16 protein-coding genes are annotated in these 17,637 nt (G+C 69.6%); 13 read left to right on the top strand and 3 right to left on the bottom strand.

Going from position 1 to position 17,637, the window contains the following annotated elements; all coding sequences use genetic code 11:
• Positions 1-9 precede the first annotated feature (9 nt).
• The 3 genes from IG54_RS0132615 to IG54_RS0132605 all read right to left on the bottom strand — a co-directional run bounded on the left by IG54_RS0132615 (position 10) and on the right by IG54_RS0132605 (position 4,751).
• Positions 10-2,868 carry a helix-turn-helix transcriptional regulator gene (locus IG54_RS0132615; protein ID WP_063756292.1) on the bottom strand — a complete coding sequence of 953 codons (2,859 nt, stop codon included), beginning with the start codon at positions 2,866-2,868 and terminating at the stop codon, positions 10-12.
• A 130-nt stretch (positions 2,869-2,998) separates the two neighbouring features.
• Positions 2,999-3,745 carry a thioesterase II family protein gene (locus tag IG54_RS0132610; RefSeq protein WP_030793064.1) on the bottom strand — a complete coding sequence of 249 codons (747 nt, stop codon included), beginning with the start codon at positions 3,743-3,745 and terminating at the stop codon, positions 2,999-3,001.
• Between the two features lie 322 nt (positions 3,746-4,067).
• Entirely contained in the window at positions 4,068-4,751 is a 684-nt protein-coding gene (locus tag IG54_RS0132605; protein ID WP_030793062.1) for a response regulator, read from the bottom strand.
• A 237-nt stretch (positions 4,752-4,988) separates the two neighbouring features.
• On the opposite strand from IG54_RS0132605, the gene IG54_RS38550 reads away from it, so the two are divergent.
• The 13 genes from IG54_RS38550 to IG54_RS0132540 all read left to right on the top strand — a co-directional run bounded on the left by IG54_RS38550 (position 4,989) and on the right by IG54_RS0132540 (position 17,395).
• A complete protein-coding gene (locus IG54_RS38550) occupies positions 4,989-5,210 on the top strand; it encodes a hypothetical protein (protein ID WP_158708974.1) in 222 nt (73 codons plus the stop codon).
• Positions 5,207-5,365 (top strand): hypothetical protein, encoded by a 159-nt coding sequence (locus tag IG54_RS42305; RefSeq protein ID WP_158708973.1) that lies wholly within the window; start codon positions 5,207-5,209, stop codon positions 5,363-5,365. The genes IG54_RS38550 and IG54_RS42305 overlap by 4 nt, the downstream gene beginning before the upstream one ends.
• 47 nt (positions 5,366-5,412) lie before the next feature.
• The gene (locus IG54_RS0132590) at positions 5,413-6,570 is read left to right on the top strand and encodes a sensor histidine kinase (protein WP_030793059.1); all 1,158 of its coding nucleotides are present in this window, start codon (positions 5,413-5,415) and stop codon (positions 6,568-6,570) included.
• A 313-nt stretch (positions 6,571-6,883) separates the two neighbouring features.
• Positions 6,884-7,606: a hypothetical protein gene (locus IG54_RS0132585; protein ID WP_234336436.1), complete on the top strand. Its 723-nt coding sequence runs from the start codon at positions 6,884-6,886 to the stop codon at positions 7,604-7,606.
• Positions 7,603-9,282: a GH3 auxin-responsive promoter family protein gene (locus tag IG54_RS0132580; protein WP_051820254.1), complete on the top strand. Its 1,680-nt coding sequence runs from the start codon at positions 7,603-7,605 to the stop codon at positions 9,280-9,282. Before IG54_RS0132585 ends, IG54_RS0132580 begins: the two co-directional genes overlap by 4 nt.
• Positions 9,283-9,431: 149 nt before the next feature.
• A complete protein-coding gene (locus IG54_RS0132575) occupies positions 9,432-10,289 on the top strand; it encodes an SAM-dependent methyltransferase (RefSeq protein ID WP_030793050.1) in 858 nt (285 codons plus the stop codon).
• The gene (locus IG54_RS42665) at positions 10,286-11,731 is read left to right on the top strand and encodes an FAD-dependent oxidoreductase (RefSeq protein ID WP_030793048.1); all 1,446 of its coding nucleotides are present in this window, start codon (positions 10,286-10,288) and stop codon (positions 11,729-11,731) included. The genes IG54_RS0132575 and IG54_RS42665 overlap by 4 nt, the downstream gene beginning before the upstream one ends.
• Positions 11,731-12,858, top strand: coding sequence for a hypothetical protein (locus tag IG54_RS0132565; protein WP_030793045.1), 1,128 nt, complete (start codon positions 11,731-11,733; stop codon positions 12,856-12,858). Before IG54_RS42665 ends, IG54_RS0132565 begins: the two co-directional genes overlap by 1 nt.
• Positions 12,855-13,604, top strand: coding sequence for a DUF6182 family protein (locus IG54_RS0132560; RefSeq protein ID WP_030793042.1), 750 nt, complete (start codon positions 12,855-12,857; stop codon positions 13,602-13,604). Before IG54_RS0132565 ends, IG54_RS0132560 begins: the two co-directional genes overlap by 4 nt.
• A gap of 2 nt (positions 13,605-13,606) precedes the next feature.
• The gene (locus IG54_RS0132555; RefSeq protein ID WP_030793039.1) at positions 13,607-14,266 is read left to right on the top strand and encodes a LysR substrate-binding domain-containing protein; all 660 of its coding nucleotides are present in this window, start codon (positions 13,607-13,609) and stop codon (positions 14,264-14,266) included.
• Entirely contained in the window at positions 14,263-15,042 is a 780-nt protein-coding gene (locus tag IG54_RS0132550) for an alpha/beta fold hydrolase (RefSeq protein WP_030793035.1), read from the top strand. Before IG54_RS0132555 ends, IG54_RS0132550 begins: the two co-directional genes overlap by 4 nt.
• A 5-nt stretch (positions 15,043-15,047) precedes the next feature.
• The gene (locus IG54_RS0132545; RefSeq protein WP_030793031.1) at positions 15,048-15,902 is read left to right on the top strand and encodes a class I SAM-dependent methyltransferase; all 855 of its coding nucleotides are present in this window, start codon (positions 15,048-15,050) and stop codon (positions 15,900-15,902) included.
• A 158-nt stretch (positions 15,903-16,060) separates the two neighbouring features.
• A complete protein-coding gene (locus tag IG54_RS0132540) occupies positions 16,061-17,395 on the top strand; it encodes a cytochrome P450 (protein WP_030793028.1) in 1,335 nt (444 codons plus the stop codon).
• The last annotated feature ends 242 nt before the right edge of the window (positions 17,396-17,637 follow it).

Genomic DNA, 17,637 nt, shown 5'->3' with positions numbered 1-17,637 from the left:
CAGATGCGGTTAGTTGCGACGGCCTGTTCCACAGGACGTCACCTCCATCGGGACCAGATCGGCGACTGTTTGCCTGCCGTTCAGCGCGAACTGGGCGTCGCCGCCGCCTGCCAGCCGGGTCGACAGGTCGCGGCGCCTGTTGACTTTTAACTTCCGGTAGATGCGCGTCAGATGCTGTTCCACCGTGCTCACGGTGACGTACAGCCTGGCCGCGATCTCCCGGTTCGTGTTGCCGTGGGCCGCCAGCACGGCCACCCGGCTCTCCGCCTCGGTCAGCGCGGCCGTGTCCTGCGGCAGCACGGGCTCGTGACGCGGCGTCTCCGCGTCGGGGTCCGCGCCGCCCGGTATCAGCTGGCGGCAGAGCGGCTCGGCGCCGCACGACTTGGCCACGTGCCACGCCTTGCGTACGAGCATCCGGGCTCGGTTGACATCGTCCATCACCCGGTAGAGCCGCCCCAACTCTCCCAGACACAGGGCCAGTTGCAGCCGGTCGCCGCCGTTCTCCAGGATCTCCACCGCCTCCTGGAGCTGCTGGAGGCCGCGGCGGCCCTCGCCGGTCGCGCCGACCAGCCGCAGCGCCGTACCGCGCGCCCGGTCGGGGCTGCGCAGCAGTTGCTGCTCGGCCAGGCTCCGGGCCTTGTCGGGGTGGCCGAGGGCCAGCCAGGTCTCCGCCGCGTCGAGCCGCCACGGCACCAGCTCGGGGGCGTCGATACCCCACTCCTCAAGGGCCTCGCCGCAGGCCAGGAAGTCCCCGAGGGCGGCGTGGTAGCGGCCGGTGGCCAGGTTCCAGCGGCCTCGGGCGCGGGCGTAGTGCAGGCCGGGCAGGGTGTGCAGGAACGCCTCGGGCACGGTCTGGCCGAGCAGGCTCTCCGCCTCGTCGAACTGCCCCATGCCGGTGTGCGCCTGGATCAGCGTGGCGAGCGGGAAGGTGCGGGCGAGGGACCAGCCCCGCGGCCCCAGGTGCCGCAGTGCCGCTTCGGCGTGCACCTTCGCGCCGGGCAGGTCGCCCTGGCGCAGGGCCGTCTCGGCTCGTACGGAGGTGAACACGGCCTGCCAGGGCCGGGCGTGGTGGTCCGCCGATTCGTTGAGCAGCCGCTCGCACCAAGGGGCGGCGAGATCCAGCCGGCCGGCGTACACCAGCGCCCAGAGGGCGAGGGCCAGGGGCTGCACATAGCCGTCGTCGAGCCGGTAGCGCTGAAGCACCCGGGTGGCCTCGGCCACCGCGTCCTCGCGCCTGCTCTCCGACAGGGCGGCCGCCACCGCGGAGGAGGCGTGCAGATGGGCGATCTCCGCGTCTCCCGCGAGGGTGTCGGCGGGCCCCGGGCGCATCGGCTCCTCGCCGCCGGGCTCCATGCCCAGCGAGGGGCTGAGCACGGTCAGCCAGCGGCGGGCGGCGGTCAGGGCCGTCCGCTCCTCGCGCCCGGACCAGCCGTCGGTGCCTTCGAGGGCCTCCAGCACCTCTCTCGCCTCGTGCAGGCGGCCGGACCAGGCCAGGTACGACAGGGACACCACGAGGTCGCCGGGCGAGAGCCGGCCCGCCCTCGCGTCCAGCAGGAGCGCCGGGGCGTCGATGTCGACGGCCGCCGGATCAGTGCGCCAGACGACACCGGCCAGCTTGACAGTGAGCGAGGCGCGCACCCGGTCGTCCCGGCAGGAGTTCCGGGCGAGGGCGAGGCAGCGGTGGGCGAAGTCCATGTCGCCGTCGGCCAGGGCGTACTCGGCGGCCTCCTGGAGCACCGGAACCGTCCAGAGGTCCGCCGTGTCCCCGGCCACGACGAGGTGGCGGGCGATGTCGTTCGCGGCCGAGCCGTCCTGGTGGAGGAGTTCGGCGGCGCGGGTGTGCAGCTTCGAGAGGCGGTCGGCCGGTACTGCGTCCCGTACGACGGCCGCGGCCTGCTCGTCGCGGAAGCGGCCTTCGCTCAGGAGCCCGCACTGGCCGAGGTCCGCGACGGCCTGCTCGACGTCCCTGAGGTGGAGGCCGAGGAGGCGGCTGAGCAGCCCCGGCCCGGTGTGCGCCCCGAGGACGGCGATGCCCCGCGCGATCTCCAGCGGTTCGGGGCCGCACCGGTGCAGGCAGTCGAGTACGGCTTGCGCGTAGTTGTCGCCGCGTACGAGCGGCTGGTACGGGTCGCCCGCCTCGGTGGCGGTGAGGCGGTCCTCGACCAGAGCCCGGAGCAGAAGCGGGCTGCCGCCGGTGATGTCGTGCAGTTCCGGGGCGAGGCGCGCGGCCGTCGACGGCGTGAAATGTTCGCTCAGGAGTCCGACGGTTCCCATCGGCGACAGCAACTTCAGTCGCAGCAGGGTGCAGTGGGGCAGATGCGCGAGTTCCGTGTGGAATCCGCGCTTCCCCGATTCGAGTCTGGCGGGTTCGGTCAGGACGACCAGCATCCGGCAGTGGCGAATGCGGCGGGTCAGATAGAGCAGAAACCGAAGTGAGGCCTGATCGCTGTCATGAACATCGTCAACTGCGATCACCACGAGGTGATCCTTGGCCAACTCAAGGAGCACCGCGCTCAGCTGGGGCATGGCCAGCATCTGGTCGTGGACCGACGACTCGCCCCCGGCCACGCCGTCGATCAGCCGGGCCACTTCGGCGTGGGCGGCCGAGGTCAGCGGCGCGCTCGCGAAGATCCTGCCGAGGAGGCCGAACGGCCGGTCGCGCTCGGCGGGGACCCCCGCGGTGTCCAGCAGGAGCGCACCCTCCGCCAGCGCCCGGTCGGCGCAATTCATCAATAGCGCCGATTTCCCACTGGCGACCGCGCCGCTGAGCAGTGCGACCTGCCCCTGCCCCTCGCTCGCTTTTTCCAGGAGCCCGCTCAGCAGGTTCCGCTGCTTTTCCCGCTCGACATAGTGTGCGTCCAAGAACATATTTCTCCCCCGAGCCGCCGGAACTTTCACAATGAAAGGGAAAGCCCGGCGGTGAATACTATGTCAATGAATGCGAACCGCAAAAAACCCTCGCACGCCGGTCATGCGGGCGCGGGTCTAGCGCAGTCGGCTAGAGCAGGCTGTCGGAAACGATTCCGCCGACCCGCTCCAAGTGATCGGCCAGGAAGAAGTGACCGCCCGCGAAGGTGTGCAGTTCGAAGTCACCGGTCGTGTGCTGCCGCCACGCCGCGGCCTCCTCCGCGCTCGTCCGTACGTCGGTGTCACCGGTGAGCACGGTGATCGGCGCGCGCACCTTTGCGCCCGGCTCGACGCGGTACGTCTCGATCGCGGTGTAGTCGCCCCGGATGGCCGGCATCGCCATCCGGAGGAACTCCTCGTCGGCCAGGATGCGGGGATCGGTGCCACTGAGCAGGCGCATCTCGGCGATGATGCCGTCGTCGTCGCGCTTGTGGACACTCTCGTCGCGGTGCGTGGAGGGTGCGCGCCGCCCCGAGGCGATGATCCGCCGCGGAGTGAATTCCGGGTTCCGCTCCAGCCGTCGCGCCACCTCGAAGGCGAGCGTCGCCCCCATGCTGTGCCCGAAGAGGACGGTGGGCAGATCGAGCCACGGTTCGAGCGCCGAGGCGACCTCGTCGGCGAGCTGTCCCAAATCCGTGAGACAGGGTTCGGACCGGCGATCCTGGCGTCCCGGATATTGCACCGCGAGAACGTCCGTATCGGGAGCAACCGTCCGGGTCATGGGAAAGTAAAAAGATGCTGAGCCGCCCGCGTGCGGCAGACAGACGAGACGGGTCCTGGCCTGCGGGGCCGACCGGAACCGTATCAGCCAGGGTGTGTTGGTTATCGTTTCAATCATTGGCTGCCGTTCCGCCTTCGATTAAGTGCTCGGTGCGACGTACCCGCCGATGGCAGCAATAGTAGACAGCTTGATCAAAGTAGGGGGTACCCCTATTTAGGGGCTGCGAGGTCACATGGAGGGGGTTGCGGCACCCGGCACTGGGGGTGGCGCAGGGGTCCGGAGGCGCAAAGGCCGAGTTCCACGAGGGATACGCCCCCTGGCGGCGACATCAAGGCGGCGCGGACGTGATTTACGCCATGCCCGCCCCTCGGGGGTGCTCAAACCTCAAATGAACCTCAACCCGTAGGGGTTCGGACACACGCCGCCCCGTGACATGCGGTCAGGGGCGCGCCAGCCCCTGCTGGTAGGCGTAGCGCACGGCGTCGGCCCGGTTGCGCGCATTGATCTTGGCGAACGCGTTGTTGATGTGCGTCTTGACCGTCGTCTCCTCGATGAAGAGCGTCGAGGCGATCTCCCCATTGCTCAGACCCTGGGCGATCAGCTTGAGCACATCGACCTCGCGGCCGGTCAGACCGTCGGGGTTGACCCGGCGCCGGGCCGGGGCCGGGGCGGACGGGGGCGGCGGGGACTGGGCCGGGGCGACCGCGGGCGCCGCGGGCACACTGAGCGCCGCGGCCAGCCGGCGGGTCACCGCCGGATCGAAGGTGGACTGGCCGTGGGCAGAGCTGCGGATGGCCACCGCGATCTGCTCCTGGTTGGCGTCCTTGGTCAGATAGCCGCACGCCCCGGCGTTCAACGCGTCGACGAGGGACTCGTCGTCGGCGAACGTCGAGAGCACCAGCACGGCGACGTCCGGGTGTTCCGACAGAATCCGCCGGGTGGCCTCCGCACCGCCCATGCCCGGCATGCGCAGGTCCATGAGCACCACCCGGGGCGAGGTCTCGCCGGCCAGGCGCACCGCCTCCGCGCCGTCGGCCGCGCCTCCCACCACCTCGATGTCATCCATCAGATCGAGCAGCGACATCAGACCTTCACGAACGATTTGCTGGTCGTCCACGACCATGACGCGAATCCGCGCCGAACCGGGCTCAGCATCCACGCCGGCGACCCCCCACACACCTCTTGCGGTCCGAGCGCGGCCGCCCGACCCGGGCGTGCCCCGCTCTCCTTCGGCGACCCAACCTACCCGCAATCCGTGGACCTACCCGGCCGAGGATCTCCGCCCTGATCTCCACCACAGGGTGGGCCCGCATCGCGGTCACTCTTCCTACCCTCTGGGGATTCCCCGGAAGGAACGCACATGAGCCTGGCTATGGACCTCGATACGGTCATGACCATCCTGTTGATCCGCTTCGCCCTGATCGTCGGCGCCGTCGCAGTGCTCGTGATCATCGCCTTCACGATCCTGATCGTCCTCAAGCGCAGCGGCCGTCTCGGCGCCCTCAGAAGGCGGGTGGAGCACACCGTGCGGGGCCGGCTCCAGGCCCTGGACCGCATCACCAAGGGCGGGGGCCGCTCATGAACGGGACGGTTCAGCAGGCAGGCGGTGACGAGGCGGGAGACATCCTCTTCGCGGTGCTGCTGGACCGGCTGTGGAAGATGGGCATCGTGGTGGCAGCGGTTATTCTCGTACTGATCGCCATGATCATCATCTATCGGAGAACGGGCCCCAAATAGGCTTGCCCACCCACCCCGGGGCCATCGCGCGACATCGTTGGAGCAAGGTGAACAAGGCACCCGCACGCGGCAGTTGGCGCATCGTGGACCGGCTGGCGCCCGCCTGGCTCGTGGTGCAGTTCCTCGGTACCGCCGTGCTCGTCGTGGCCATGGTCACGGCCAGGGAGGACACGCTCTGGGTCTGGGGCGTGTACGCGGCAAGCCTGCTGTGCTGGACCCTGTTCATGGTCCTGCACCCCGTCCGGCCCGAGGCCGCCAGCGCCATGCTCGCGGCGAGCGCGCTGCTGCCGGCCCTGGTCGTGGGGTACTCCGACGACGCGACCGCGGTGATCATGCTGTGCGTACTGCTCGGCAGGTTCACCTCGATGATCACCTCCTCCGCGCGCATGCTCACGGTCGTGACGTGCGCGTGCCTGGTGGCCATCTGGATCAGTTGCGTCCTGGCGGGGCAGCCGCTCACGTACGTGCTGGGCTACACGTTGCTGGCCCTCGTGCTGACCCTGTTCGGCCTCAACCGGCGCCAGTACGAGGGCCGGGCCAGGCAGGCCGAGCAACTGCTGGCGCAGAACCAGCTGATCCAGCAGGAGCAGGCGCGGGCCGCCGCACTGGGTGAACGCAGCAGGATCGCACGGGAGATGCACGACGTACTCGCCCACTCCCTGGGCGCGCTGAGCGTCCAGCTCAAGGTCGCCGGTGCCCTGATCGAGAAGGGCGACTCGGCCGGGGCGCTGGCCCGGGTGCGCCGGTCCAACCGGCTGGCGGACGAGGGCCTGGTCGAGGCGCGGAACGCGGTGGCGGCCCTGCGGGGAGATGTGCCCTCGCTCCCCGAGGCGCTCAAGAGCCTTGCCGGGCAGCACCGTACGAACCACCCCAGCGAGGTCCATGTGGACATCGTGGGCGAACTGCGGCCGCTCTCCCCGGCCGCCACGGTCTCGCTGGTGCAGACGGCACGCGAGGCACTGACCAACGCCGCCAAGCACGCCCCCGGCGAGACGATCGAGATGACGGTGGAGTACCGCGCGGACGCGCTGCGGCTCACCGTGGAGAACGCCACGCCGACGTCGAGCCTCCCCGACCCGGACCACGCGCCCGGCTACGGCCTCACGGGCATGCGGGAACGCCTGGCCCTCGTCGGCGGCTCCCTCGACGTGAACCGCCTGGACGGGGACACGCGGTGGGCCGTGACGGCCGAGGTGCCCGAGTAGGGCTGCGCATCACCTGTTGCCCTCCCCGGTCGGAGTCCCCTCCTCACCGGTCGGAGACCCCCTCACCGGTCGGGGTCCCCTACCGGTTCCTGCCGTCCCGCTCTCTGCTTATGGCGAATTTATCCCCAGAAAATCTGGAGACTGCGGCCCGCATTGAGGTAACGTTTTGGGCCTGTCAGGTCGGCGGACACGGAAACGCTTAGTGATTGACCCTCGATTCGTCACGATGCACCCCATTTCTGCATGAAAGCTCTAGGGACACCTATGCCCAGGTTTGACAGCCTCATCATCGGAACCAGTTCCCATACCGGCCATGAGACGACCCATTCTTCGGCGCCGACCACATACGACTTCATTGGCCCGGATCGTCGATTTCATCGGAATTTTCCCGACGGGGGAGGTGTCGATGAATGACAGACCGTTCTATGTCCTGCTCGGCCCGGACGGTGCCGGCAAGTCCTCGGTGATGGCGGAGATTGAGCACCGGCTGCCGACATGGCGGACGCTTTCCACGGACGATGCATTCGTCGGACCTGAGCACGAGCTTGTGACCCGACTACGGCACGAGATGGTCGGGGAAGTCCTGCCGCATCTTGGAGAGTCGTACTCCGCTGATTTCATGGCCGCTCTCCTCCAGACGGCCGTGATCCATCTGAAGGACGAGATCGAGCGTCAGGACGACGGCGTTCCCGTGGTGGTGGACTCCTACTACTACAAGATCCTTGCGAAGTGCCGGCTGGCCGGGGTCGAGGAAAACCCCATGTACGCCTGGTGGCGCTCGTTCCCGCAGCCGTGCGCCGTGATCTACCTGGACGTCTCCCCCAGGTCCGCGTGGCGGCGTTCGGGCGAGGGAGCGCGGCTCAACGCTCTGGAGCACTTCGGCGAGTTCCCCGAATGGCAGGGTTTCGAGGATTACCAAGAGAGCCTTCGCAAACTGATGCTGGAAGAGATAAGGGAATTACCCGTGACCATCATCAAGGAACAGCCGAGTGCGGCCCACACGGCCGACGCCGTGGTGGAGGTGCTCACTTCGTGACCGCACACATAGGCTGGGCGGCCCCCGGGCACCCGGACCGCTACCGGCAGCGGGTATTCGCCGAACGCGCCCGGCTCGGTGAGGCGCTCACCGATATGCGAGGGCAGCAGCAGCGCGTTCTCGCCGACCTCGTCGACTTCAACTCGGGCACCGAGTTCGGCAAGCAGTACGGCTTCGACCGAATACGTGACATCGACGACTTACGCAAAGCCGTTCCCATCCAGGATTACGCCGCCCACGCGCCACTGATCGAGCGAACGGCGGCGGGTGAGCCGAACCTGCTGACCGCCGACCGGCCGGTCGTATACTTCACCAGTAGCGGTAGCACCGGCGCCCACAAAAAAATTCCCATCACCCCGCGGTTCATGAGAACCACCTTCTTCCCGTTCTACTACGCGGCCTGGGCGCCCCTTCTCGAGAGCTTTCCCGACGTCGCGCAGCGGCCCGACGCGGTTCTGAACCTCAAGCACGACCCGCTCTCCGCGCCTCCCACGACGGCTGGCGGGCAGCCTCATGTCGGCGCCAGCCAGGTCGACTTCGGTGAGAAGTTCGGTGAGCCGCTCTCGGCCGAACTCGGCACCGCGGCCCCCTGGGCCGCTCTCCCGGTGGATGTCGCGCCCGACGACCACCTGGAGAAGATGTACCTGAGGCTGCGGCTGGCGGTGCAGAGCGACGTGCGCTGCCTCATCGGGATCAACCCGGCCATGATCGCGGCCGTCCCGTACCAGCTCAATCTGTGGTGGGACCGGATCGTCCGGGAGGTGCGGGACGGCACCCTGGGGGGCGTTCCGTACGGCAGCCCCGACCCGCGCCGGGCGGCCGAACTGGAGCAACTCGCCGCCTACTTCGGTGTCGTGAACCCATCCCACGTATGGCCCCGGATCCGGGCACTGTTCGGCTGGACGACCGGTGTGGCGTCCCTCTACCTGCCCGCACTGCGTGAGCGGTTCGGCGCAGGCGTACAGGCCCTGCCGGCGCCCGTCGCGGCGTCCGAGGGGCCGGTCGGGGTGCCACTGGACCGCCACGGCTCCGCCGGGACTCTCGTGGTGTCGGCGGCCGTGTACGAGTTCGTGGACGCCGACGCCGATCTCGCGGCTGACACCCAGACCCTGCTGCCGCACGAACTGGAGGTGGGGCGCGAGTACCACGTGGTCTTCAGTCATGTCGGCGGGCTCTACCGATACGCCGTCGGCGATGTCGTCCGGGTCGAGGACCTGGTCGACGGCGTGCCGCGTGTGGCGTACGCGGGCCGGGCCAATCGTTCCGACGCGGTCGGTGAGCGGCTGCGCGAGTCCCAGGTCGTACGGGCCCTGCGAACCGCCCTCGACGCCACCGGCCTCGGTGTCTCCAACGTCGCCTGCCGCGTCGAACGTCAGGCGGAGGCCTCGCACTACGTCTTCGCGGTGGCCCCGCACACCTCCTGGCAGGACGCCGAGTCCAGCCGCGTCGCGGTTCTGCTCGACGCCGCTCTCCAGCGGGAATCCGCCGACTATCGGCGAGTCCGTGCGGACCGGCGGCTCTCCGCCCCCGCGCTCCGGCTCCTCGACCCCTCCGCCTTCCACCAGGACTGGCACGCCGCGGTAGGGAGCGGGATCCGCCCGACCCAGGTCAAGGACCGGCTCTTCAGGCAGGACGACCGCCTGTGGCAGCGCCTGACCGGCACGACCCCGGCCTGACCCGTGCCGAGGCCCCGGCCTGCCCCGTACCGAGAGACGCCGGCCTGACCCGTACCACGAGACGCCGACCTGACTCGTACCACGAGCCCCCCGCCTGACCCGTACCGAAAGACCCCTGCCTGACCCGTACCGAGAAACGAGGCACTTCGATGACCGACCTTCTGAACCCGGTGGAGCGGACCGCGTTACTCACCGCCGCCTTGCGCGCCGCCGAAACCCTGCGTGAGGACCGCCTGTACGAGGACCCCTACGCGGCCAGGCTCGCCGGAGAAGCCGGCCCGCAGCTGCTCGCCGAGGTGCACGCGGCGACCTTCCCGCCCGACCGGCCCCGGTCCCTTCCCAGCACTCCCGATTACAACGCGATCCGCACCCGGTTCTTCGACGACTTCCTCGTGGGCGCGGCGCAGGACCGGCAGATGAACCAGATCGTGCTGGCTCCCTCGGGCATGGACTCCCGGGCCTACCGCCTCTCCTGGCCCGACCACGTACGCTATTTCGAGGTCGACCGGCCGGCCGTCCTGGACTTCAAGAGCGAGCGGCTCCAGGGAGTCGCCCCGCGCGTGGCCCACCGGACGGTGGCCGTGGACCTCACCGCGGACAACTGGGAAAGCCAGTTGGTCGACGCCGGATACGACCCGACGCTGCCGTCCACCTGGCTGCTCGAAGGGCTCCTCTACTACATCCCCGAACCGGACACCCACCGCATGCTGGAGCGGGTCGCCGCCATCACGGCGCCCGGCAGCCGGATAGCGGCCGATGTGGTCAACGCCGCCGCCCTGACCCTGCCGCACATGCGGGGGCTGCTCGACGTCTTCGCCAACTGGGGCTGCCCGTGGCTCTTCGGCACTGATGAGCCCGAGGACCTTTTCGACCGCTACGGCTTCAGCGTCGAGGCCAAGCAGCCCGGCGAGCCGGGTGCGGACTTCGGCCGCTGGCCGGACCCGGTCCCGCCACGCGACGTGAAAAATGTCCGCCGGGTCTTCTTCGTCCACGGGACACGTCGATGACCAGGCCGGCTGTGGTCGTGGGCGGGAGTATCGCCGGTCTCGCCACGGCTCTGGCGCTTGCTGAACGAGGCTTTCCGGTAAGGATCCTGGAGCGCTCGGCTCCCCCGCCCGAAGGCCCGGTCGGCAAGGCGGCCGAACTCTGGCAGCGCCCCACCGTCCCGCAGAGCGACCACTCGCACATCCTCACTTCGCTCGGGGTGCGAGTGCTGCGCCAGCGGGCCCCGCACCTGCTGGAGGCCGCCCAGGAGGAAGGAGCACGCCTTCTCGACCTCACCAGGGCGGCGCCCACGCGGACATTCGTCAAAGAGGCGGACGACCACGAGTTGGTTGCCCTGGCCGTCCGGCGCCCCGTCCTCGAATTACTGCTCTACCGCGCTGTGCGGGCCCTTCCCGGGGTGAGTTTCGACCACGGAACGACCGTACGTGGGCTGCTCCTGGACCCGGCCGGGTCCCGCGTCGCCGGTGTGGTGACGGATCGGGGCGAACGGGTGCCCGCACCGTTCGTAGTGGATGCCACCGGCTGGAAGGCAGCGGCCCTGACCTGGCTCAGGGAATCGAAAGTGCCGATCGGCGAAGACCTGGTCGGCGCCACGCAGTTACGTTGCTTCACCCGCTTCTACCGACTGACGTCACCAGGAGACCACTGGCCGGGGCCCCTCAACCGGGGCAACGCGGCAGGAGGCATCTGGGACCACTACGCGGCGGTCGTCCACCCTGCCGACAACGACACCTTCGCCATCGCTGTAGGGGCTCTCACCTCCGACCCGGCCACCACGATTCTGCGCGAACCCGCCGCCTTTACCGCCGCTGCCCGGATGTCCCCCTACGTGGCCGCATGGATCGAGGAGGGGACCGCGACGCCGCTGGCGGACGTACGCGCCATCACCATGCCGCCCAACATCCTGCGGTCCACGGCCCGCAGCGACCAGCGGCAGATCGCCGGACTGTTCGCCGTCGGCGACGCCGCCTGTGTCACCGACCCGCTCTTCGGCCGCGGCATGTCCCTCTCGCTCCAGCACGCCTTCCAACTGGCCGATCTCCTCGATACTCATCCGACGGTCGAGGAGGACCAGAGCGAGAGAGCCGTGCGACTGGCCGAGGAGGTCCATCGCCCGTGGTACGAGCAGGCCGTCCACGACAGCCGGGCGTACGGCGGGCTGTGGCGGGCCCGCGCCGAGGGAGTCGCACCGGCTCCGGTGCCACCCGCGGTTCCGGGCCGCCCCTCCATGGCGGACGTGGCCCGAGCCGCCGCGGTCGACGCCACCGTCTGGCGCGGCCTCCTGCGCGTCCTTATGGGCCTCGGCACCCCGGCGGAGATTCTCGACAGCGCCGCACTCCGGGACAGGGTGCGTGCCGCCCCCGCCGACGGTGTCCCGCTCGGCCCCCGGCCGCCGACCCGACAGGAACTGCTCGAGGCCATCGCGACCGGGACGGAGAGCTGATGGGCGCCACCCGCCGGAAAGTACTGCTGGCCCCGATCACCGTCACACCGTCCAAGCCGTTGACCCCGAGCCATCTCAAAGGCCTGCTCTGGGCAGACGTGATGTACCGTGCCACGGCTCAGGTGGCCGATGTGACGTACCGCTACAGCCACACGACGTACCACCCGACCGAACAGACCCTGGGCTTCTGGGAGTTCCTCGACCGGACCCGGGGCGACACCGACTACTCCTGCCTCTCGGAGGAGGAGATCGGTGAGCTGTACGTGCGCTACCGGGCTGAGGGGGCGATGCCCTCGGCCGAGATGGCCCCCTACGCCGAAGCCGTCGAGCACACCGACTACGTCCACCCGGCGGGGGCCCGCGTCCTGCGCCTGTGGACCGGCCACTACGAACGGCTCGGCCTGCACGATCCCGGACTGCTGGCACACCAGCCGCCCGGACTCGGCCTCCAGGAGATGATCGACGAACTGGTTGCCGACGAACTGGGTCTGGACCAGCGGGACTTGGGCGGACCGGTCTATCTCGATGCCACCCGGTTCGGCCTGCCCCTGCGGCAGATAGTCGCCGCTGACGGGCGCCCCAACTACCTCGCGTGCGCGTTGCGCGAACTGCTGCCGCTCGCAGCCGAGTACGACGAAGTCGTGCTGCTCTACGACCGCGAGCTGGACCCCGACTATCAGCTCCTGGAACGGGTTCTGACCCACAAGGGCACCCTCGTGCACCGGATCCCCATCGGCAGGGTGCCGATCGACGGGAAGATCACCTCTGCTCGGCAGGGCGGCTGGCACGACCACACGGTGAGCGCGCTGCTGCGCTCCGTCGGCGACGACCACGATCCCGCGACGCTACGGCTCGGCATGCGTCTGTACTTCATCGCCGGGCTCGGGCCCGGCCAGCAGGAGTCCTTCCGGTTCGATCTGCTCCGCAAGAGCCTGGGCCGCGCCCAGAAGCTGCTGCGGTCGGCCGAAGAAGCGCCGGAGAAGGGCGACCGAGGCGCCCTGTTCGGGCTGCTGGACAGGCATCGGCGCGGCCACACCCACATCGACCCGTACCGACTCACCTCGTCCCTGCTCGGCCGGGGAAACCGCGCTCCCGCCCGAGCCCTGCTGAGCACGGTGTTCCTATGACGTTCAGCCCTGATCTCCTGCTCACCGTGGCCGCCGAGCGGCTGCGGGTGGCGCGGCCCGAGTTGGCCGCGCGCCTCGACCTGTCCACCTCCGAGGCGGTTCAAAGGGCCAAGGCCACCCTCGCGGGGGAGGAGGCGGACAGGCCGCACGACGGCGCTGCCGTTGTCATGGTCGTCGGCCACTTCTCCCTTCCTAACTGGGTGCGGGAGACCTGTCGCTTCGCCCTCTCGGTGCCGGCGGGCCGGGCCAAGCCGTGGCAACGCTCGTTCACTCGCACCCTCTTCCTGGCGGGCCGGCCGAACAACCTCAAGGAGAGATTCACCTTCGACCACATCGCCGACGACGGGTCGACGGCCTGGATCGGGCCCGCTCCGGACGAGGCCACCACCGCACTGCGCCGGTTGCTCAAGTCGTTCGACGGCACGCGGGAGTTGGCCGCTTGGGCCCCGACCACCGTGGTGATACCCGTACCCGTCGGCGCACGGTCCGCCGGTCGCCATCCGGTCTACCGCGACCTGTACATCGCCACCGCGGGGGTGACCGTCTCCGACGTACTCATCCAGGTCAACCACCTGCTCGCCGAGGCCGTGTTGGACGGGCTGATCCATCCGGGCGACCGGCTGACCCTGCGTTCCGTGCCGCGCCTGGCCGGCCTTCCCATGCGGTTCGCCGCGCTGCGCGTCGACACCGATACCCACCGGCCCCACGAGCTTCGTGCCTACGCCGGACTGACCGAGGAGATCTGAAGATGCCCGCCCCCCGTACCGCTGCGACACCCGACGCCACGCGCCCCTTACGTTTCGGCATCCACGGCTCGCCGCACCTGGCTACCCGCATCATCACCGCCGCGGGCCATGAGCTGACGGAGGTCGAGTTCGTCCCGTACGACGTCGCCGACCCGTTCGGCCCGCTGCGGGAGCGCTCCCTGGAGATCATGATCGTCAAATACGGACTACAGGAACCGGACATCGCCGTCAGCCGGCCCGTGAGCTTCGACGGCCGAGCCCTGATCGTCTCCGCCGACCACCCGCTCGCCGAGCGAGAGACCGTGTCGGTCGAGGAGGCCGCGCGGTACGACGCCTTCAGCTGCCCGGGGGACTTCCCTCCGTACGTCTGGGACAAGGTGGTGCCGCCGCGCACCCCCGGCGGAACCGTGATCCGGCGCGTCCACCCCATGACGACGGTGGAGGCGATGACCGAGATACTCGCCCGCACGACGGCCGTCCATGTGTCGTTCCAGTCACTGGAATCGATCCTGCCACCCCACATCAAGGCGGTTCCGGTCCACGACCTGCCGCCCGCACCCGTGACGCTCGCCTGGCTGCGTGACGTGGCGCTGTCCCCACGGGCAGCCGCCCTGGTCGCCGACGCGGAGCGCGGTGCGCTCGTCGAGGGGGCCGCGCGATGAAGCGGAACCACGACGTACCCGTCGTCCTGCTGCACGCCCTGCCGTTCAGCTCTGCCATGTGGCAGGAACAGGCAGCGGCGCTGCGTGCGCGCGGGCATACGGTCATCACGCCCGACCAGCGCGGATTCGGCACCGTGCCGCTGGGAAGCGCGCAGCCCTCCCTCGACACCGTGGCCGACGACCTCGCGGTACTCCTCGATGAGCGCGGCATCGACCAGGTCACGCTCGTCGGCTGCTCCATGGGCGGCTACACAGCGATGGCCTTCCTGCGACGCTATCCCCACCGCGTCCGCGCCCTCGCGCTGCTCGCCACCCGAGCCACCGCCGACAGCCCCCAAGCGGCCGCCGAACGCCTGAAGTTCGCCGATCTGATGCTCGACGACGCCACCCGCGACCACGTGGTGGCCCGCACCACACCGCTCCTCCTCGGCGCCACTACCAGGGCCCGGCGCCCCGATCTGGTCGACCAGATCCTGACGATGGCGAAGGCTGCGGCGCCCGAGGCGGTGGCCTGGGCGCAGCGTGCCATCGCGGCACGCCCCGACTCGCTCCCCGTTCTGCGGAGCGCGGACGTGCCTGCCGTGGTCGTCACCGGTGAGGAGGACGAACTCGTCGCGTTGGAGGAGGCGATGAGCACGGCCGACGCTCTGCCGAGAGGGCGGCTCATCACCGTCCCGGGTGCCGGGCATCTCCAGCCGCTGGAGGCACCGGACTACGTCACGGACCTGCTCACCACACTGCTCGACGACGCCGCGACAGCGGACGGGAAGAGGTAGCACGCATGCCGACGAAAGACCATGCCTCGTGGGGGTACGCCGCATCGACTGGTCTGGGTTTCACTCATGAGGAGATCGTCGAAGCCCACTTCAAGGCCTGCGAGGTCCAGTACCGGGCGGCACTGGAGCAAGCCGGTATCCGGGCCGGATGGCGCGTGCTGGACGCGGGCTGCGGCAGCGGCACCTTCCTGCCCTGGCTGGCCGACCTCGTCGGCTCCCGTGGCCACGTGACGGCCATCGACCTCGCTGAGGAGAACGCATCGCTCGCCGCCGAGCGCATGCGCGGCAGCCGGTCCGGCTGCTCCTTCGATGTCCAGCAGGGGGATCTGCGCAAGCTGCCGTACGAGGACGACACCTTTGACGCGGTCTGGTGCGCGAACACCACGCAGTACCTGGATGATGATGAACTCGACACGGTCCTCGCGGAGTTCAGCCGGGTGGTCCGGCCGGGCGGGGTGGTGGCGATCAAGGATCTCGATGCCTCCCTGATCACCGCGCGCCCCGCGGACCCCTTCTTGTTCACGGACTTCTTCCGGCACGCGTCCAGCACGCCCGGCTACGCCCGGCAGCTGCTGCGCACTCGCGATCTGCACCGCTGGCTCGACAAGGCGGGCCTGGTTTCGGTGCGGCAGAAGACGATGCTGATCGAACACCATGCGCCACTGCGGCCCGCTGCCCAGCGGTTCTACGCACTTGCCTGCGCCCGCATCGCCCAGCAGGCCACCGACCTGGGGCTCCAGGGAGACTGGCAGCCCTTCCTGGACCCGGACAGCACGGACCATCCCCTGAGCCACCGGCACGGTTACATCAGCGAGGGCAACACGGTGGCCGTGGGCTTGGTCCCGCCCGCCGAGGACTGAGTGCCGCCGGTGACGGACTGCTCGGGGCCCGGGGCGAGGGCCCCGGGCCCCGAGCCCGTATCCACTGAACCGCTGAACCGCTGAACCGCTACTACGGAGCACTCTCTCCTCCCGCCGCTCAACAGCCCTGGCCACTCGATCGATTCTGGAGTTCGCCGATGCCCATTACCGCGTACTGCCCACCTGCCCCCGGTCGGGTTCCCCTCCTCGGCCACGGCCCCGCCCTGCTGCGGAGACCGCTGACGTTTTTCGAAGCGACACGGACCGCCGACCCACTGGTCCGAGTCGGGTTCGGGCCGGTCAGCGTGTTCCTGGCCAACGAACCGGCCCTGGTCCACCGCATCCAGGTGGACACCGACACCTTCGAACGAGGCCGCTTCTTCGAAGCGCTGGCCGGCAACTTCGGCAACCCGCTCATCGCGGCCAGCGGCCCGCTGCACCAACACCAGCGGCGTACGCTGAAGCCGCCCTTCAGCCGTCGTAGCGTCCGTGACTACACCGAAGTCATCGCCGACGAGACCGAGGCGCGCGTCGGCGGTTGGCAGGCCGGTCGGGCAGTGGCCGCCGACCAGGAGATTTCCGACCTGGTCGCGGCGGTGGTCATGCGCTGCCTGTTCAGCACCGAACTGAGCCATGCCACTGTGCGCGAGGTGCGGGAAACCATGGGCGCGATCTCTCGGCGGCTTCTCCCCCAGACCATCCTGCCGGCCGCCCTCGGCGCCATCCCCACCCCCGGTAACCGGCGCTTCACCGCTGCCGTAAACCGGTTCCATGCCACCGTCGACCAGCTGATCCGCGAGCGTCGTGCCGCCCCGGGGGAGCACCATGACGTCCTGAGCGCGCTCCTCGACTCCACGCACCCCGAGACGGGCGCTCACCTCACCGACGTCCAGATCCGCAGCGAGTTCCTCATCCTGCTCTTCGCCGCCCTCGAAACCACCAGCACCTCGCTGAGCTGGGCGGTCTTCGAGTCCACTGTGCGGCCCGAGGTGCAGCGGCGTCTCCAGGACGAGGCCGACCGCGTGCTGGGGGGCGGCCCGGTGACGTACGACAGGCTCACCGACCTGGTGTTCACTCGGAAGGTCATTGACGAGACGCTTCGGCTGCACGCCCCGATGCTGTCCACCCGCCGCGCCAAACGCGCCGTAACCCTCGCCGGGGTCGACATCCCCAAGGGCGCCGAGGTCGGCTACAGCCCGCGCGCCGTGCACCGGGCCGCAGACCTCTACGAGGCCCCGAGCGTCTTCGACCCGGACCGGGCAGGACCCGACGACGGGACCGACCGCCCGCGTGGCGCCTACTTCCCCTTCGGTACCGGACCGCACCGGTGCATCGGAGAACACCTTGCCTTGACCACCATGACGGTGATCCTCGCCTCCCTGGCTGCCCGCTGGGACCTCCGGATAGCGCCGGGCACCAGGCGGATCAGCGAAGTCAACAGCTCCCTGCCCCACCTCAGCAGCCTGCCGCTGCTTCCCACTTCCCGCGTCTGACCAAGGGGTTCGGAGGAGGCTGAGGCCGGGAACTGCCGGGAGTACGCACACCAACTCCCGCCCGGCTTCGGCCCGTCCGCGCCTCGGCCGCGGCCACGAGGCCCGAACCGGCACCGCGGAAGCGATGACCCGGTGGTCGCGTCGTTCAGCGGTGCCAGGCGGATACGACTGCTACGGCCTGGTCGATGTTGAGGCGGGGGTCGCAGACGGTGGTGTAGCCCACCGGGTCGAGGAGGTCATCG

It is taken from the genome of Streptomyces sp. NRRL S-920 (assembly GCF_000717945.1).
In the GTDB taxonomy this organism is placed as follows: domain Bacteria; phylum Actinomycetota; class Actinomycetes; order Streptomycetales; family Streptomycetaceae; genus Streptomyces; species Streptomyces alboniger.
This window is presented reverse-complemented; position numbering and strand designations above follow the sequence as displayed.

Excerpts from the sequence above, each read along its gene's own strand:
- IG54_RS0132560 (WP_030793042.1), top strand. The coding sequence starts at position 12,855 with ATGACGTTCAGCCCTGATCTCCTGCTCACCGTGGCCGCCGAGCGGCTG.
- IG54_RS0132610 (WP_030793064.1), bottom strand. The coding sequence starts at position 3,745 with ATGATTGAAACGATAACCAACACACCCTGGCTGATACGGTTCCGGTCG.
- IG54_RS0132605 (WP_030793062.1), bottom strand. The coding sequence starts at position 4,751 with ATGGTCGTGGACGACCAGCAAATCGTTCGTGAAGGTCTGATGTCGCTG.
- IG54_RS0132555 (WP_030793039.1), top strand. The coding sequence starts at position 13,607 with ATGCCCGCCCCCCGTACCGCTGCGACACCCGACGCCACGCGCCCCTTA.
- IG54_RS42305 (WP_158708973.1), top strand. The coding sequence starts at position 5,207 with ATGAACGGGACGGTTCAGCAGGCAGGCGGTGACGAGGCGGGAGACATC.
- IG54_RS0132545 (WP_030793031.1), top strand. The coding sequence starts at position 15,048 with ATGCCGACGAAAGACCATGCCTCGTGGGGGTACGCCGCATCGACTGGT.
- IG54_RS0132575 (WP_030793050.1), top strand. The coding sequence starts at position 9,432 with ATGACCGACCTTCTGAACCCGGTGGAGCGGACCGCGTTACTCACCGCC.
- IG54_RS0132540 (WP_030793028.1), top strand. The coding sequence starts at position 16,061 with ATGCCCATTACCGCGTACTGCCCACCTGCCCCCGGTCGGGTTCCCCTC.
- IG54_RS0132585 (WP_234336436.1), top strand. The coding sequence starts at position 6,884 with ATGAGACGACCCATTCTTCGGCGCCGACCACATACGACTTCATTGGCC.
- IG54_RS42665 (WP_030793048.1), top strand. The coding sequence starts at position 10,286 with ATGACCAGGCCGGCTGTGGTCGTGGGCGGGAGTATCGCCGGTCTCGCC.
- IG54_RS38550 (WP_158708974.1), top strand. The coding sequence starts at position 4,989 with ATGAGCCTGGCTATGGACCTCGATACGGTCATGACCATCCTGTTGATC.
- IG54_RS0132550 (WP_030793035.1), top strand. The coding sequence starts at position 14,263 with ATGAAGCGGAACCACGACGTACCCGTCGTCCTGCTGCACGCCCTGCCG.
- IG54_RS0132615 (WP_063756292.1), bottom strand. The coding sequence starts at position 2,868 with ATGTTCTTGGACGCACACTATGTCGAGCGGGAAAAGCAGCGGAACCTG.
- IG54_RS0132565 (WP_030793045.1), top strand. The coding sequence starts at position 11,731 with ATGGGCGCCACCCGCCGGAAAGTACTGCTGGCCCCGATCACCGTCACA.